Origin of the sequence: Rhodococcus sp. F64268 (genome assembly GCF_023015605.1) — a bacterium.
GTDB lineage: Bacteria > Actinomycetota > Actinomycetes > Mycobacteriales > Mycobacteriaceae > Rhodococcus.
In genome coordinates, this window is sequence record NZ_JALKAI010000001.1 from 61,097 (window position 1) to 77,446 (window position 16,350).

General features: G+C 64.3%; 15 protein-coding genes and 1 tRNA gene. 13 read left to right on the plus strand and 3 right to left on the minus strand.

Annotated elements, in window-relative coordinates; translation table 11 throughout:
* Positions 1-7: 7 nt before the first annotated feature.
* From MWU77_RS00285 to MWU77_RS00325, 9 genes are all read left to right on the plus strand, one after another.
* Positions 8-856, plus strand: coding sequence for an ABC transporter permease (locus MWU77_RS00285; RefSeq protein WP_169688192.1), 849 nt, complete (start codon positions 8-10; stop codon positions 854-856).
* Between the two features lie 7 nt (positions 857-863).
* Complete coding sequence (locus tag MWU77_RS00290; RefSeq protein ID WP_169688193.1) at positions 864-2,042, plus strand: MCE family protein; 1,179 nt, start codon at positions 864-866, stop codon at positions 2,040-2,042.
* A 2-nt stretch (positions 2,043-2,044) separates the two neighbouring features.
* Positions 2,045-3,064, plus strand: a complete 1,020-nt coding sequence (locus MWU77_RS00295; protein ID WP_169688194.1) for an MCE family protein — start codon at positions 2,045-2,047, stop codon at positions 3,062-3,064.
* Positions 3,061-4,119, plus strand: coding sequence for an MCE family protein (locus MWU77_RS00300; RefSeq protein ID WP_169688195.1), 1,059 nt, complete (start codon positions 3,061-3,063; stop codon positions 4,117-4,119). The genes MWU77_RS00295 and MWU77_RS00300 overlap by 4 nt, the downstream gene beginning before the upstream one ends.
* Positions 4,116-5,435, plus strand: coding sequence for an MCE family protein (locus tag MWU77_RS00305; RefSeq protein WP_169688196.1), 1,320 nt, complete (start codon positions 4,116-4,118; stop codon positions 5,433-5,435). The genes MWU77_RS00300 and MWU77_RS00305 overlap by 4 nt, the downstream gene beginning before the upstream one ends.
* A complete protein-coding gene (locus tag MWU77_RS00310; RefSeq protein WP_169688197.1) occupies positions 5,432-6,649 on the plus strand; it encodes an MCE family protein in 1,218 nt (405 codons plus the stop codon). Before MWU77_RS00305 ends, MWU77_RS00310 begins: the two co-directional genes overlap by 4 nt.
* The gene (locus MWU77_RS00315) at positions 6,646-8,061 is read left to right on the plus strand and encodes an MCE family protein (RefSeq protein ID WP_169688198.1); all 1,416 of its coding nucleotides are present in this window, start codon (positions 6,646-6,648) and stop codon (positions 8,059-8,061) included. The genes MWU77_RS00310 and MWU77_RS00315 overlap by 4 nt, the downstream gene beginning before the upstream one ends.
* On the plus strand, positions 8,061-8,678 hold the full coding sequence (locus MWU77_RS00320) for a hypothetical protein (protein ID WP_247272677.1): 618 nt from the start codon (positions 8,061-8,063) through the stop codon (positions 8,676-8,678). Before MWU77_RS00315 ends, MWU77_RS00320 begins: the two co-directional genes overlap by 1 nt.
* Positions 8,679-8,791: 113 nt before the next feature.
* Positions 8,792-9,265 (plus strand): twin-arginine translocation pathway signal, encoded by a 474-nt coding sequence (locus MWU77_RS00325; protein ID WP_240959177.1) that lies wholly within the window; start codon positions 8,792-8,794, stop codon positions 9,263-9,265.
* A gap of 10 nt (positions 9,266-9,275) precedes the next feature.
* Here the strand turns inward: MWU77_RS00325 and MWU77_RS00330 are convergent, their stop codons facing one another.
* Both MWU77_RS00330 and MWU77_RS00335 read right to left on the minus strand, forming a co-directional pair.
* On the minus strand, positions 9,276-10,781 hold the full coding sequence (locus MWU77_RS00330) for a trehalose-6-phosphate synthase (RefSeq protein WP_247272678.1): 1,506 nt from the start codon (positions 10,779-10,781) through the stop codon (positions 9,276-9,278).
* A gap of 31 nt (positions 10,782-10,812) precedes the next feature.
* Positions 10,813-10,980, minus strand: coding sequence for a hypothetical protein (locus tag MWU77_RS00335; RefSeq protein WP_169688201.1), 168 nt, complete (start codon positions 10,978-10,980; stop codon positions 10,813-10,815).
* 203 nt (positions 10,981-11,183) lie between these two features.
* Between MWU77_RS00335 and MWU77_RS00340 the strand changes: the two genes are divergently transcribed.
* From MWU77_RS00340 to MWU77_RS00350, 3 genes are all read left to right on the plus strand, one after another.
* The gene (locus MWU77_RS00340) at positions 11,184-11,984 is read left to right on the plus strand and encodes an alpha/beta fold hydrolase (RefSeq protein WP_169688202.1); all 801 of its coding nucleotides are present in this window, start codon (positions 11,184-11,186) and stop codon (positions 11,982-11,984) included.
* 234 nt (positions 11,985-12,218) lie between these two features.
* Complete coding sequence (locus MWU77_RS00345; protein ID WP_247272679.1) at positions 12,219-13,607, plus strand: lysine N(6)-hydroxylase/L-ornithine N(5)-oxygenase family protein; 1,389 nt, start codon at positions 12,219-12,221, stop codon at positions 13,605-13,607.
* Positions 13,604-13,843, plus strand: coding sequence for an MbtH family protein (locus MWU77_RS00350; protein WP_247272680.1), 240 nt, complete (start codon positions 13,604-13,606; stop codon positions 13,841-13,843). The genes MWU77_RS00345 and MWU77_RS00350 overlap by 4 nt, the downstream gene beginning before the upstream one ends.
* An 8-nt stretch (positions 13,844-13,851) precedes the next feature.
* On the opposite strand, the gene MWU77_RS00355 is transcribed toward MWU77_RS00350, so the two are convergent.
* On the minus strand, positions 13,852-15,474 hold the full coding sequence (locus MWU77_RS00355; protein ID WP_247272681.1) for a threonine/serine exporter ThrE family protein: 1,623 nt from the start codon (positions 15,472-15,474) through the stop codon (positions 13,852-13,854).
* 122 nt (positions 15,475-15,596) lie between these two features.
* Here MWU77_RS00355 and MWU77_RS00360 point away from each other — a divergent pair.
* Positions 15,597-15,671: transfer RNA gene (locus MWU77_RS00360), tRNA-Thr, on the plus strand.
* Positions 15,672-16,350 lie beyond the last annotated feature (679 nt).

Genomic DNA, 16,350 nt, shown 5'->3' on the forward strand with positions numbered 1-16,350 from the left:
ACACACGATGGCACTGATGACAGGTCGGTTCCCCAGAGTTGCGCGACGACTCGGCAACACGTCGAAGTCGATCGACAAGCTCGGCGAACAAGCGCTCTTCTTCGCTCGCGCGCTCGGCACCATGCCGCGCGCGGTGATGCACTATCCGAAAGAGACCGTGCGGTTGATCGCGGAGATCAGCATGGGCACAGGCGCGCTCGCGGTGATCGGCGGAACCGTCGTGATCGTCGGCTTCCTGACCTTGTTCACCGGCGGCATCATCGCCGTGCAGGGATTCAGCTCTCTCGGCAATATCGGAGTCGAGGCGCTCACGGGCTTCTTCGCAGCGTTCATCAACGTGCGCATCGCCGCTCCGACCATTGCCGGCATCGGTCTCGCGGCGACGATCGGGGCCGGCTCCACGGCGCAGCTCGGCGCGATGCGTGTCTCCGAAGAGATCGACGCGCTGGAGACCATGGCGATCCCGTCGATCCCCTACCTCGTCTCGACCCGCGTGATGGCGGGGATGATCTCGATCATCCCGCTGTACTCGCTTGCGGTCATCGCGTCGTTCATCGCCAGCCGGTTTGCAACCGTTGTGCTCTACGGGCAGTCGGCGGGCGTATACGACCACTACTTCTCGACCTTTCTCATCCCGACCGACATCCTGTGGTCGTTCGTGCAGGCCATGGTGATGGCGGTCGCGGTGATGCTCATCCACACCTACTACGGCTTCAACGCGAGTGGAGGGCCGGTCGGTGTCGGCGTGGCAGTCGGAAACGCGGTGCGGGCCTCACTGATCGCGGTCGTGACGGTGACCCTCCTGATCTCCCTTGCGGTGTACGGCACCTCCGGCAACTTCAATCTGTCGGGATAGGGCGCGCATGGAAACCGCTTCGTGGAAGAAGAAACTTGCTGCCGTCGGAATGGTCGGCGGACTGGCCGTGATCATCGTCGTGGCATTGACATTGTTCGTCGGTGGATTCACCTCCACCACACCCATCACCGTCACCTCGGCGCGCTCCGGCCTGGTGATGGAAACCGATGCCAAGGTGAAACTGCGCGGCGTCGAGGTGGGCAGGGTCGCCTCGATCGAGCACAGCCCGAACGGGGCCGTTCTCGAACTCGCGATGCAGCCGGGCCAGATGGATCTCATTCCGTCGAACGCAAAGGTCGCGATCGAATCGACCACTGTGTTCGGTGCCAAGTTCGTCAACATCATCGTGCCGGACGATCCGTCGTCCACTCCATTGGAGGAGGGCGCGGTGATCGCGGCCGACAGCGTGACAGTTGAGTTCAACACCGTTTTCGAGCACCTGTCCGATGTCCTGGCCCAGATCCAGCCCGAGAAACTCAACGCGACCCTCGGCGCCTTGTCCGAAGCACTGTCCGGGCGCGGCGACGACCTCGGCGCGACCCTCGTTGCCGCAGACGAATACCTCGTCGAGATGAATCCTTCTTTGCCGCAACTGGAATACGATCTCGAGGTCGGCGCGGATGTCGCGCAACTGTATGCCGATGTCGCGCCCGATCTGATGACCACCATCGGAAATGCAACGGATGTGGGCGACACGATCGTCGACGAGCAGGAGCAACTCGACCTGCTGCTGATGAATCTCACCGGGCTCGCCAATACCGGTCGGGACGTACTGGGGGAGAACGAAGGTCAGCTCACCACCGCACTCGATGTCCTGACCGATACGACCACACTGCTCGGTGAGTACTCGCCCGAACTCACCTGTTTCATCGTCGGACTCAACGACGCCCGCGTCGCATTCGAGCCGATGGCGGGCACCGGGAAGTACCCGGCCCTGATGCTCAGCACCAGCTTCATGGGTGGTGCCACTCCCTACAACCACGAGGAGGATCTGCCTGTGGTCGGTGCGTCGGGCGGCCCCAACTGCCACGGAATGCCGAATTTCGATCCGGTCCGCGACGGAAACGCATCGTTCGTGGTGACCGACACCGCGACCGTTCCGTTCAAGCCGTCCACCGAAGCGTGGATCCGGTACCCGACGATTTTCGGCTTCCTGTTCGGCGACTACCTTCCGGCAGGGCAGTGACCATGAGGGAATCCACGGTCAAGTTCTCGATTTTCGCGCTTGTCATGGTGCTCGTGTTCGCGGGGCTCGCAGTGGTGTTCAGTCAGGCGCGTTTCACCGGAACGGAGGGCTACCACGCCACCTTCACCGACGTATCGGGACTCGAAACCGGCGACAAGGTGCGAATCGCGGGGGTCCAGGTCGGATCGGTCACGGGAGTCGACATCGGAGACGGCAACCACGCCGAAGTCGATTTCGATGTCGATTCCCACCAGACGCTTTTCGCGAGTACCCGTGCAACCGTGCGCTACGAGAATCTGGTCGGCGACCGCTACCTCGAACTTCTCGAGGGACCGGGCAGCATCGACATTCTCGGAGCAGGCGGCAGCATTCCTGTCGAGCAGACCGAACCTGCCCTCGATCTCGACCTTCTGCTCGGGGGGTTCAAACCCCTGCTCAAAGGGCTCGACTCGAAACAGGTGAACGATCTCTCGGGTGCGTTGCTGCAGGTCTTCCAGGGGCAGGGCGACGCGTTAGTCTCGTTGCTCGGCTCCACGAATTCGTTCACCAATTCGATTGCGGACCGCGATCAATTGATCGGGGACGTGATCGACAATCTCAACGGCGTTCTCGGGACGATCGACGACCACGATCGTGAGTTCACCGAGACGATCGATCGGTTGCACACCCTGGTCGGTGGACTCGCAGACGACAAAGACCCGATCGGCGCCGCCATCCCGCAGATCGCCGCAGGCACAGCAGATCTCGCATCGCTCCTGCAGAACACGCGTCCCGACCTGCAGTCGGTGATCGCGCAGACGAACCGCACCATGACGCAACTGGACCTCGGTGAGGACGACATCAACGCCACCCTCGAACGGCTGCCGTCGGACTACAAGAAGCTCATCCGCGTCGGTGCGTACGGAAACTTCTTCCAATTCTTCCTGTGTGCCAACACCTTCAAGCTGTCGGGACCGGACGGCACGACCATCCGATACACGACCGCGGCACAAACGACCGGAAGGTGTGCAAAACTCGAATGAGTGGAATCCGAGAACCAGACACACTCCGGATCGGCGCGGTCGGTCTTGCGGTGTCCGTCGCGATCGTGGTGGCGGGCCTGCAATACGACCAACTGCAGTTCCTTTCCGGTGGACTGACCTATTCGGCGCGGTTCGCAGATGCGGGTGGCCTCGTTCCCGGTGACGACGTCATCCTTTCGGGAGTCGACGTCGGATCCGTGACCGACGTCGCCCTCGACGGGGATGCCGTGCTCGTGACCTTCTCCGTCCGTGACGGCATCGCCCTCGGGGACGGTACCGGGGCCGATATCAAGACCAACACGGTGCTGGGCGCCAAATCCCTCGCCGTCCGCCCGGGTGGGCAAGGCGTGATGCGTCCGGGGACGGTGATCGCCCTCGACCGCACCAACTCGCCGTATTCGCTGACCGACGCTCTCGGTGACCTCACCACGACCACGTCGGAGCTCGACACCGAACAGATCAACGAATCGCTCGAAGCGTTGTCGGATACGTTGCAGGACACGCCGCCCGAGATCCGCGGTGCCCTCGAAGGCATGACCCGGCTGTCGCAGTCGATCAACGCGCGGGACGAATCCCTGTCGCAACTGCTCGAACGCGCGGAGGACGTCACGGGGATCCTGGCCGAGCGCAGCGACCAGGTCAACGAACTGATCGTCGACGCCAACTCACTGTTCGGCGAGCTGAGCCTGCGGCGCGATGCCATCACCGAACTCATCGCGAATATCTCGGCAGTGTCGCGGGAGTTGACCGGTCTGGTCCAGGACAACCAGGCGCAGATGGGCCCGACGCTCGAGGTGCTCAACAGGGTCACCGAGAATTTGCAGGCCAACAAGGACAACATCGCCGGCGCGCTCGACGGGCTCGGCCCCTACATCAGTGCTCTCGGCGAATCCGTCGCGAGCGGGCCGTTCTTCAATGCCTATGTGTCGAACATTCTCCCGGCGCCGTGGTGGAAGGCCATCGTGGACAGTCAACTGGCACCCGACCTGCTGCCGCAGGATCTGCAGGACATAATTCCGAAGGAACCGCCGTCGATCAAGAGGGATGGCGAATGAACGCGCACACGACACCCACCGAAAACGCGGGCCGAAGCCGCCCGGCATGGCTGCTGCCTGCGATTGCAGGCATCGTGATCGTCGCACTCGTGGCGGTCGGTCTCACGGTGTTCCTCGGCCTGGGCAAACGTACGATCCACGCCGAATTCCTTTCCACGAGTGGGCTGTACGAGGGCGACGACGTGAGGGTGCTGGGTGTGTCGGTCGGGAAGATCACCGACATCGAACCCGGCGACGAGATGGTGCGCGTGACTATGCAGGTCGACGACTCGGTCGATGTTCCCGCAGACGCCAAGGCCGTGATCATCGCTCAGAGTCTCGTGTCGGCGCGCTTCGTCCAGCTCACACCGGTCTACGCCGGTGGCGAGGAGATCGCCGACGATGCAACCATTCCGGTGGAGCGCACCGCCTCTCCCGTGGAATGGGACGAGATCAAAGCAGAGTTGATGCGACTGTCGGAAGCGCTCGGCCCGGAAGAACTCGATCCGCAGGGCTCTCTCGGCAGGTTCATCGACACCGCCGCGGAGAATCTCGACGGAAACGGCGCGACCATCAACAGCACGCTCAGAGAACTGTCCGATACCATGCACACCCTGTCGGAAGGCCGAACGGACCTGTTCGGCACCGTCCGCAACCTGCAGACCTTCGTGTCGGTGCTCTCGCAGAGCAACGAGCAGATCGTGCAGTTCGGCGGTCGTTTGGCATCGGTGTCGAATGTGCTGGCCGAAAGCTCCGACCAGCTGGGTGTCTCGCTCACCGATCTGAATGTGGCGGTCGGAGATGTGCAGCGATTCGTGCAGGATAACCGGGCGGGCCTGACCGAATCGGTGCAGCGGCTTGCTGACGCCACAGAAGTGCTCGCCCGCAAGCGTCCCGAAATCGAACGTGTGCTGCATTCCGGCCCGACCGCCCTGTCGAACTTCTACAACATCTACAAGCCGGCGCAGGGCTCGCTCACCGGTGCTCTCGCGATCAACAACGCTGCCAGCCCGATCGAGTGGATGTGTGGATCCGTGGGCGCCGCTGCGAATGCGACGTCCGAGCGCAGTGAGGAATTGTGCAGGCAGCAGCTCGGTCCGGTCTTGTCGTCGATCCAGGCCAATTACCTGCCGGTGCTTGCCAATCCGTTGGCGGGTGTCCAGGCGTTCCCAGATCAGATCGAGTACTCCGAGCCCGGGCTCGAAGAGGCATCGGCGGGGCGTGGAACGGCTCCCGATCAGCCTCCGTCTCCGCTGGCCGGGCTGCTCGAGGGGATGCCCGGGGTCAGCGTTCCGGGCGATCTCGGGTCGCTGCTACAGCCGGGAGGCGGTCGATGAGAATGCGGAGCGCAGCCGCGCGATTCGTCGCAGCTGCAACGACGGTGGTCGCGGCAGCCACGTTGTCCGGCTGCGAGTGGAACGGGCTCAATTCGGTCCCGATGCCCGGTGCTGCGGGCCGTGGCGAGGACTCGTATCAGGTTCAGATACGGATGCCGAACGTCACTACTCTGACGCAGAATTCGCCGGTCCGGATCGACGACGTCACGGTCGGTTCCATCGAGAACATCGAGGTCGAGAACTGGCAAGCGCTGGTGACGGTGTCGCTCGAGGGCGACGTCGAGTTGCCTGCCAACGCGACCGCTCGTATCGGGCAGACGTCGCTGCTCGGATCGCAACATCTCGAGCTCGCGGCACCGACCACCGAACCTCCCGAAGGTCGGCTCGAGCCGGGTGACATCATCCCGGTCGAGCGTGCGGGTGCGTACCCCACGACGGAACAGACCCTGTCCTCACTGTCCGTCGTGCTCAATGGCGGTGGCCTTGCACAGATCAACGACATCACCACAGAGCTCAATGCGGCTCTCGTGGGTCGTGAGGATTCGATTCGCGATCTGCTACCGCGCCTCGACGAGCTCGTCTCCACACTCGACACGCAACGCGAGGACATCGTGTCGGCGCTCGAGGGGATGGATCGTCTCGCGTCCACGGTGAACAATCAGAACGAAACGCTCGTCCGAGCGTTGGAGGAGCTTCCCCCGGCTCTCGCCGTGCTCACCGACCAACGACAGAACCTCACATCGGCCATCACCTCGCTCGGCGAGCTGAGCACCACCGCGAGCCGGCTCGTCGAGAACAGTGGTGATGATCTGAAGACCAATCTGCAGGCGCTGTCTCCGACGCTGCGTGCACTCGCAGATTCAGGCAGTGCATTGACCGAGGTGCTCGGTGTGCTCTTGACCTATCCGTTCCCGCAGGCGGGCATCGACCAGATCATCCGTGGCGACTACGCGAATCTTGCAATGACGATCGATCTGACTCTCGACCGGCTCGACCTGAACTTCCTGACCGGAACTCCACTCGCCGGGCGGCTGGCCGGGCCCGAAGGCATCCTCGGTACGGATGCCGGTCTCGCGGCACAGGCGGTTGATCCGTTCCAGGCGCCGTTGGCGCCGCCCCCGCCTGCGCCACCTGCCCCGGAAGGAACAGTGACGATCCCGGGAATCGGCGAGATCAAGATTCCAGGGCTGCCATGGGAGGTGCCTGCGCCATGATGCTCACCAGGTTCGTCCGTATCCAGCTCTCGATTTTCGCGGTGCTCACCGTGATCGGGTTGGTGGTCATGTCGCTCGTGTATGTGCGGCTGCCCCAGCTGGTAGGTATCGGTCAGTACAACGTCACCGTCGAATTGGCATCCACGGGTGGTCTCTACCCGCATTCGAACGTGACGTACCGCGGAAACACCGTTGGCACGGTCACGAGCGTGACCTTGTCGCCGGTGGGTGTCGACGCGGTATTGTCCATCGATTCCGGGCAGAAGATTCCGGCCGATGTCGACGCAGCGGTGCGCAGTGTTTCCGCGGTCGGTGAGCAGTACGTCGATCTTGTGCCGCATGAGAATTCGTCGTCGGACGAACATCTCGGCGACGGCGATGTGATTCCGCTCGATCGCACGACGGTGCCCCAGGAGGTCGGGGCACTGCTCGATCAGGCGGATGTCCTGCTCGCCAGTATCTCCGACACGCGATTGCAGACCGTTGTCGACGAGGCATTCGACGCGTTCAACGGGACCGGGCCCGAGTTGCAGCAACTGATCGACTCGACGCGCCTGTTCGTGCAGGAGGCGTCGGCGAACTCCGGCGAAACTCGCCGCCTCCTGGACGAAATCGGGCCCCTGCTGGACACCCAGGTGGTCACGAGTGAGTCGATCCGCTCATGGACCCGCGATATGGTGACCTTCACCGATCGTCTCCGCGAGAGTGATCCGGATCTGCGGGCACTCATGGAGAAGGGGCCCGCGGCTGCCGCGGAGGCGGAGACCCTTCTGCAGGAACTGCGTCCGACATTGCCGCTGCTGCTCGCCAATCTGGTGAGCGTCGGTGAGGTCGGGGTGATCTACAACGCGGGTATCGAGCAGATTCTGGTGCTGTACCCGCCGATGACGACCGCTCTGATCACCGCCGCAGGCGGCGGGCCTGCGGAGGACGGCGCGGTTGTCGACTTCCATCTGCAATTGCACGACCCGCCGCCGTGCCTGTCCGGGTTCCTTCCGCCCGACCAGTGGCGCAGCCCGGCGGACACCTCGATGGTGGACACTCCGGACAACATCTTCTGTCAACTGCCGCAATCGGATCCGAATGCAGTACGTGGTGCGCGGAATGTACCGTGCATGGAGTACCCCGGCCGGCGAGCGCCGACCCCCGAGATGTGCCGCACGGGCTACACGCCGGGCTACTCGGACAACCCGTGGCGGGGCGCACCCACGCCGGTGCAGTCGGAGAACAGCATGCCGACCCCCGCGTCGTATTCCGAGGGTGACGCCGACGCGGCGCCCGCAGGCGTGACCGCGCGCAGGGTCGATCCGGAAACCGGCACGTACATTGGACCGGACGGCACTGTGTTCCGGCACACCGACCTCGGAGATGGGACGAGTTTGGAAACCTATATGAAGGCACAACAGGGCTGATGGCGGACGAGAAAGAGAACCCCGAAGCGGGCAGCGACGATGCGAGCAAGGTCGACCTGAGCAAAGCCGGGTCCACCACGGCTGAGCAGAGCAATGACAGTGGGTCCGACAAGCGTCCGGACTCCGTTGCGGCCCCCCGGTGGGCGAGACTCGTCACGGTCGTCGCATCGGTACTGGTCGTCGGGCTCATCGCTGCGGGAGCGTGGTTGCTGTTCGAACGACAGTCCGCGGCCGACCGCAACGACCGTCGCGAGGAATATCTGCAGGCTGCGCGACAGACCGTGCTCAACCTGACGAACATCCGGGCCGACACCGCCGACGCCGACGTCAAGCGACTCATGGAGGGCGCAACCGGCGATTTCAAGGCCGAGTTCGAAGGTCGTGAAGGGCCGTTCGTCGAGGTCGTGCAGCAGGCGGGCGTCACCACCACGGGTGAAGTGCTCGAGGCAGGCATCCAGAACGAGGACGGTTCGTGCACGGCTTCGCTGGTCGCGTCCCGCGCGATGGTGAGCAACGCAGAACAGTCCGAACCGGAGCCTCGCGATTTTCGCCTCCGCGTCACGGTCTGTGACGAGGACGGTCGCTTGCTGGCGTCGAAGGTGGAGTTCGTGCCGTGAGCGATGATCAGAAGGAGGAACCCGTGACGGCTGTCGACACGGATGTCGAGAACGATGCGGATGCCGGGAACGCCACACCGGCAGCGAACGATACCGAGTCGTCGACGTCGCGGCTGCCGCTCATCGCAGGTGCACTCGGTGTGGTGGTACTGGTCTTCGCGGTCCTCGTCGGATGGCTCGGGTACGGCAAGATCCAGGACAGCGCGGCCGAATCGGCCAGATCCGAGGCCGTGGCTGCGGCGGAAGAACAGTCGGTCGCGATGCTCGCCTACGACTTCGAGAACGTCGACGAGCAGGCGGCTGCCGCGGCCGAGGGACTCACCGGCGACTTCCGGGACGAGTACATGAACCTGATGCAGAACATCATCGCGCCCGGCGCCAAAGAGAAGTCGATCAGCGTGCAGGTGAGTGTGCAGGCCTCCTCGGTGGTGTCGGCCGACGCCGATCATGCAGTGACGCTGCTGTTCCTCAACCAGATCACCACCAGCTCCGAGAACCCGGAAGCCGTGAGCAGCGGGAGCCGGGTACGTGTGGAGCTCGAGAACCAGGACGGGCGCTGGCTCGTGAACCGGTTGACACCCATCTAGGACTGGGCGGTCAGATCGGTTCGCCGGTCTCCGCGGGGGCGACCAGCGCGGGACCGGCGGCCCCCTGGTGGGCGAGTGCGTCGAGGAACGCGCGCGCCCACCGATCCACGTCGTGGGTCAGAACCTGACGGCGGAGGGCCCGCATCCGCTTGCGGCCTTCCTCGCGGGTCTGCGTCAGCGCGGCCTCCAGCTTGTCCTTGACGTCCTCGAGGTCGTGCGGGTTGCACTGGTAGGCCTGTTTCAATTCCTCGGCAGCGCCGGTGAATTCGCTGAGAACAAGTGCTCCACCGAGGTCGCTGCGACAAGCGACGTATTCCTTGGCGACGAGGTTCATGCCGTCGCGGAGAGGGGTGACGAGCATTGCGTCGGCTGCGACGAAGAACGCGATCAGGTCTTCGCGGGGCACCGGGCGGTGAATGTAATGCACGACCGGGCGACCGACCTCGGCGTATTCGCCGTTGATGCGACTGACGACCATCTCGATCTCGCCGCGCATCTGCACATACGATTCGACTCGTTCACGGCTCGGTGTCGCGAGCTGCACCATCACCGTTTCGGTGGGGTCGACGCGGCCTTCGGCGATGAGTTCTCGAAGGGCATCGAGGCGAATATCGATTCCCTTGGTGTAATCGAGCCGGTCGACGCCGAGCAGCACCTTGGCCGGGTTGCCGAGTTCCTTGCGGATTGCCTTGGCGCGGGCGCGGATCGATTTGCTTCGGGACTGCTCGTCCAGAGCTCCCGACGCGATGGAGATCGGGAACGCTCCCACCCGGACCGTGCGGAAACCGACCTGCACCACACCGAGCTTGGAACGCACACCGACGGTCCCGCGGGACGTCTGATGCCCGGCCAGCCTGCGGGCGAGATACAGGAAGTTCGTTGCACCGCCCGCGAGATGGAACCCGATGAGATCGGCGCCGAGAAGACCTTCGACGATCTCGGTGCGCCACGGCATCTGCATGAACAGCTCGACCGGTGGGAACGGGATGTGAAGAAAGAATCCGATGGTGAGATCAGGCCGCAGCATTCGGAGCATCTTCGGGACCAGCTGGAGCTGGTAGTCCTGGATCCATACCGTCGCGCCGTGCGCGGAGGCTTTCGCCGTTGCTTCGGCGAATCGCCGATTCACCTCGACGTAGGCGTTCCACCACTCGCGCCGGTACTCGGGGCGCACGATCACATCGTGGTAGAGCGGCCACAAGGTGGCGTTGGAGAAGCCTTCGTAGTAGTCGGCTATCTCGTCGGCGCTGAGCGGGACGGGATGCAGGACCATGTCGTCTTCGACGATGGGGTCGATGTCTGCATCCGCAACACCGGCCCAGCCCACCCAGGCGCCGCGGTTACTGCGCAGGATCGGCTCCAGCGCGGTGACGAGACCACCCGGACTGCGCTTCCAGCGGGTGGAGCCGTCCGGGAGCCGTTCGAGGTCGACCGGGAGGCGGTTCGCGACGACCACGAAGTCCGATTCGGTGAACGTGTCGGAATCTTCGCGCGGTTCCGCCTCGCCGGTCGTCACATTGTGTCCTCTCCGCCTACGGTTCGTTGGTTCAGTTCTTGTCGAGCGGGCCGATGCCGAGCATCGACAGGAGCATGCGGCACTCGTCCGCATCCTCGGCGTATGCGGCGACGACGCGCTGCGCCTGGCGTGCGGTTTCGTCGGCGAGGGGTTCGATCTCCTCGTCCACGATGTCTTTCGCCGTGGGTTCCGCGGCCATGATTGTCCTCCCGGGGTGACTGCTGTGAGCAGGCGCTCTACCTGACTCTATGAGAATCGGACGCATCGACGCCACCCGCCTTCCGCTGGATCGAGTCAGGTGCGTGGAGGCGTGGGGCGACGAGCCATCACGGTACGGTGTAGCGGGGGTTGCGCCACGTGTCGAGATGTGGCGCTGTTCGCTATTCGCCGAGGAAGGTTTTCATGCCCATCGCCACCATCAACGGAATCCCACTGAATTACCAGGTCAAGGGTTCCGGCGACCTGGTCGTCCTGATCATGGGGACCGGTAGCCCGGGCCGCGTGTGGGATCTGCATCAGGTTCCCGCTCTGGTGAAGGAGGGATATCGCGTCGCGACGTTCGACAATCGCGGCATCGCGCCGTCGGGGGAGAGTCTCGGTGGTATCACCATCGAGGACATGGTCAAGGACACCGCAGGCCTGATCGAGTTGCTCGGCGGCCCGGCGCACGTCGTCGGAACGTCCATGGGTTCGCGCGTAGCGCAGGAACTCGCGCTTGCCCGGCCGGATCTGGTGCGGAAGGCCGTGTTCCTCGCAGGGCATGCTCGGATGGACCGTTTCCAGATCACGCTGACCGAGGGAGAACGTCAGCTGTACGACAGCGGAGTGGAACTGCCCGCGAAGTACCAGGCCGCGCTCACCGCGGTGATGAACCTGTCGCCTGCGTCGCTGGCCGACGAGAACACTGCCCGCGACTGGCTCGACGTATTCGAGTTCAGCGGTGGTCGTGCCTCGCCCGGTGTGCGGGCTCAGCTCGGGATGGACCGTGAGTTCGACCGCCGTGCCGCCTACCGGTCGGTGCGGGTGCCGTGCCTGTCGGTCGGATTCGCCGACGACCGGATGATTCCGTCATACCTGACGCGTGAGGTCGCCGATGCGATCCCGAACGCCCGGTACGAGGAGGTCCCGGACGCCGGTCACTACGGATACCTCGAACGACCCGAAGCTGTGAACAAACTGCTGCTGGACTTCCTGGCCGACTAGCGCAAGCGACCCGGACCGTGTGGTGCGAGCGCGGCGGAATCCCTGTGGGGTTCCGCCGCGCTCGTGCTTTTTCGGGTGTTTCGGACAGGCCGTGGGCGTGTCCGAAACGAGGGTCCCCATAGGGGGCACTTCGCTTGGTACGCTCGCCGAACCAAGGTTAGCCTGAGCTATGTTCAGGGGTGTTGAGGCGAGCCGGCTGCGGGCAGCATTGCCCCCGACTACGGAAGTTGAGTGATGATCGACCGATCAAGTACATTCACCGGTCAATCGGAGGTGCAGGGCGACCCGCACGGGGAAGTCTTCGACCTCGTCGGCATCGGTTTCGGTCCCGCGAATCTGGCGTTGGCCATTGCGATCGAGGAACACAACGAAAGCTCTCCGGGCGACGAGGTTCGCGCGTGTTTCTTCGAGCGTCGCACCGAGTTCGCGTGGCATCCCGGAATGCTCCTCGAAGGCTCGACCATGCAGATCGCGTTCCCCAAGGATCTGGTCACCTTCCGTAATCCGACCAGCAGCTACAGCTTCTTCTCCTACCTTCACGAACACGGGCGGTTGGTCGACTTCGTCAATCATCAGACGTTCTTCCCCACCCGGCTCGAATTCCAGGACTACCTCCAGTGGGCCGCGCGACGGGTCGGAACCGAGGTTCGCTACGACGCCGACATCGTGGCCGTCGAGCCGCTGCACAACGCGCGCGGAAGTGCCGACCTGTTCACGATCCGCGCTGCAGACGGCAGTGTCGTGCACGCTCGGACCGTCGTGATGGGTGTCGGCCTCCGGGCTCGCGTTCCCTCCTGGGCAACCGAGTCGTCACGCTGCTTCCACAACCACGACTTCCTGTTCCACCTCGAAGAGATGCCGTCTCCGGTCCACCAGCGGTTCGTCGTGGTCGGTGCCGGTCAGAGCGCTGCCGAGGTGGTGCAGTACCTTCACGCCAGCTATCCGCAGGCCGAGGTCCACAACGTCTTCGGCCGCTTCGGTTACAGCCCCGCCGACGACAGCCCGTACGCCAACCGGATCTTCGACCCCGAGGTGGTCGACGAACTGCACTCGGCTCCGTTCGAGGAACGCGAGCGGCTCCTCGCGCTGCACAAGGGCACCAACTATGCGGTCGTGGCGCCCGAACTGATCGAAGCGCTGTACGCAGCCGAATACCGCGAAAGGGTGCGTGGGCCGCGCCGTCTGTTCATGCGCCGCGCATCCGAGGTACTCGCCACCACGGAGACCTCCACGGGCATCGAAGTGGAGATTCGTAACAGTCTGGACGACTCGTCCGACACATTGGAGTGCGACGCCGTTGTCCTTGCGACCGGCTTCGAGCCGACATCGCTCGGTTCGATGCTCGGAGACCTCGCGTGGAATACCCCGGTGCCGCCGGTGGCACGCGACTATCGTCTGGAGCTGCCGGCCGATATCGCGGCCGACGTGTACCTGCTGGGAGGGACGGAGAAGACTCACGGTTTGACTGCGTCGCTACTGTCGAACGCGGCCGTTCGTGCAGGAGAGGTCCTCTCTTCGGTCCTCGAGCGCCGGCTGCGGGGGCAATCGGTGGAGCGGGCGGAGATCGGCGAGCTTGATAGAATACCGAGCCAGCACACCTACGCAACAAGTGAGGCGAGATGAGCACGAATCCATTTGACGACGAAGACGGCCGCTTCTACGTTCTCGTGAACGACGAGGAGCAGTACTCGCTGTGGCCGACCTTCGCCGAGGTCCCGCAGGGATGGCGGGTGGTATTCGGCGAAGAGTCGCGCGCCGCGTGCGTCGAGTACGTCGAGCAGAACTGGACCGACATGCGTCCCAAGAGCCTGCGCGACGCAATGGAGGCCGACGAGAAGGCCCGCGAGGGTAGCGCCTAGAGACTTTTCTACATCCGACGAGAGTCACGCAGCCGACGAAAACGCTGGGTGACTCTCGTCTTTTGTGCGGGTATCGGCGCAGTGGTGGAGATCGGTGACGTCGGAAGTGGACCGGTGCCTTCGATGATGGGTAGGGACCCGGTGCCGTCGATGACCGGAATCGGCCCGGTCGTCGCGGTGGCGCTGGGACGATCTTCTGCTTCCTCCATGGCGGTCCGCGAACCGGTCCGGCGCATCTGCGGTCGGCGCAACCCGCTCGCTGCGGCCCCGAGGAGAACGCGGGGATGCCGCGTCGTCCGGGCGAGCCACTCACCGAGCGTCACGCCTGCGGCGAGAGCGCATCCAATTCCGAACGCCGAGAACAGCGCTGTCATGCCGGTGGTCACCTCGTTGCGCAGCATTGCGTACAGACCCCGATACAGAGCCAGGCCCGGCAGAAGGGGAGTGATACCGGCAACGGCAACGACGAGCGGCGGGATCAGCGCGCGGCGGGCCATCAAACCACCCGCGAAGCCGATCACCGTCGCGGCGATCGCGGACGACACGATCGGCCCGAGGCTCAGCCCCAGCGACAACTGATAGACGAGGGCGCCTGCCGCGCCGGCGAGCGCGGCCACCGTCAGGGCCCGGCGCTCCGCGTAACAGGCCAGCGCGTAGAACAATGCAGCCGCCGCACCCGCAGTGACCTTCGTCGGCAGCTGTGTCAGATCGGGCAGCGGGGCATAGGTGATCAGGGGAAGTTCGGCCCCGAACACCTCGGCGATGCGCAGCGTCGTTGCCACACCGGCGATGATCCCGCCGGTCATCATCAGCAATTCGAAGAACCGCGCCGACGCAGTGATCGGCGCGCCCGTGATGGCGTCCTGCACCGAACCCACCAGAGAGAGTCCGGACAGCAGCACGGTGACCCCCGCCGCGATGATCAGCCCAGGCGAAATATCGATACCGAGTGCTTCGCGGAATCCGTACAACGTGATGGCCGGCGCAGTGGCGATGATGCCGCCGACGACGTGCTGGAAGAAGAACGGCAACCCTGCACCGTTGAGGAATCGGTTGGCGCGGTCGATCACGAACGTCGATGCGAAGGCCACCAAGGCAACGAGGAACCCACCGCCGAGCAACACGGAGATCGCAGCGGCCATGCCCGACCACGCGACCGTTGCAACCCAGCGGTTGTAGGGGTGGGGCGCGCTGGTGAGCGCCATGAGTTCCTCATGGGCCTGCGCAGGCGAGATGGCGTCGCGTCGGATTCTCCGGGTGAGACGATCGACCGCTGCCAGTCGAGTGAAGTCCATCGATCGGTACTGCACCACGCGCATCGTGCTGGCCGGGGGCATCGTCTGCCCGCGATACGCCGACAGCACGATCGAGTTGTAGGTGACGTCGACATCGCACTGGGCCAGGCCGTAGGTGGCGGCGACGAACCGTACTTGTTCGGAGGTGTCGATCGCGCCGGTTCCCGCGGCGAGCAGGACCTCACCCACGCGCACAGCGACGTCCAGGGCCTCGGCAACGACCGCATCGTCCGTCAGATCGATGGGCTGGAGCGGCGCGGGTGCGGCGGTGACCGCGTCGATGGTCGCGCGGCGCTTGCCGAAGATCAGATTGGCGGCGTCGTTGAGAAGGGTCACCGGCAACCGTCACCTACGAATCCGTGGCAGTCAGGGGTGAAACGCATGAGACCCACGGTAGCCAAACGGGCCGGGTGTGCGCGGCGAGTGTGACGCACTATATGATGGGTCGCGCTTGAGATGCCTCCTTAGCTCAGTGGTAGAGCACTCGCCTTGTAAGCGAGCGGTCGTCAGTTCAATCCTGACAGGGGGCTCCACATCAGGACCCGCTCCGACGTTGGTCAGGGGCCGTTTCTCCGGGAGGGGAGCGGCCCCCGTCGCGTTTTGCCCATATTGCCCGCATCTACCCGAACGGCCCGCCGACGTCGGGATGGTGGTTGGCGGAGAGGACGAGGGCTCCGGAGGTCGAGCCGTCTCGCGGTTCCTGGTCGCCTTCCGGTGGTAGGCGGTGCCGTCCTGAGCGCGTCGGGCGGGCTTCACCAGACCGGGGACGGGTACATGCTTCCGCGGGCTTGCTTGGCGGTTCGACCTCGCTGATGTCGGGTTGCAAATAGATACGCGTTCCGCCGCTCGTCGGTGAACTTCTCGATCGGTCGAAGAACTCGTAGATGATATAGGCAGCGAAGGAGTTTTCCGCCTGGGAAAGGGGGAATAGGAGCTCCAGTGAATGGGCTCTGGCCGGTAGAAACGATGGTCAGGGCCTGCATTTCTGCTATCCAAACCCCCGTGACGCACTGCGCCTCAACGCATTCGTGAGGCGGGCGTTTTCGACCGAGGTGGTGTGAGTTACGGGTTCACGAGTTGGCTGGCTCGTTGGAAGGTGACGCTGAGGATCGCGCCGACGTCGCAGACAGGAATGCCCTGTTCGGCCAGGTCGTGGGCGAGCGCTTTGGCTTCAGCAAGGGCGTGGGCTCGAGGCGTGAAGTCTCGGCACGG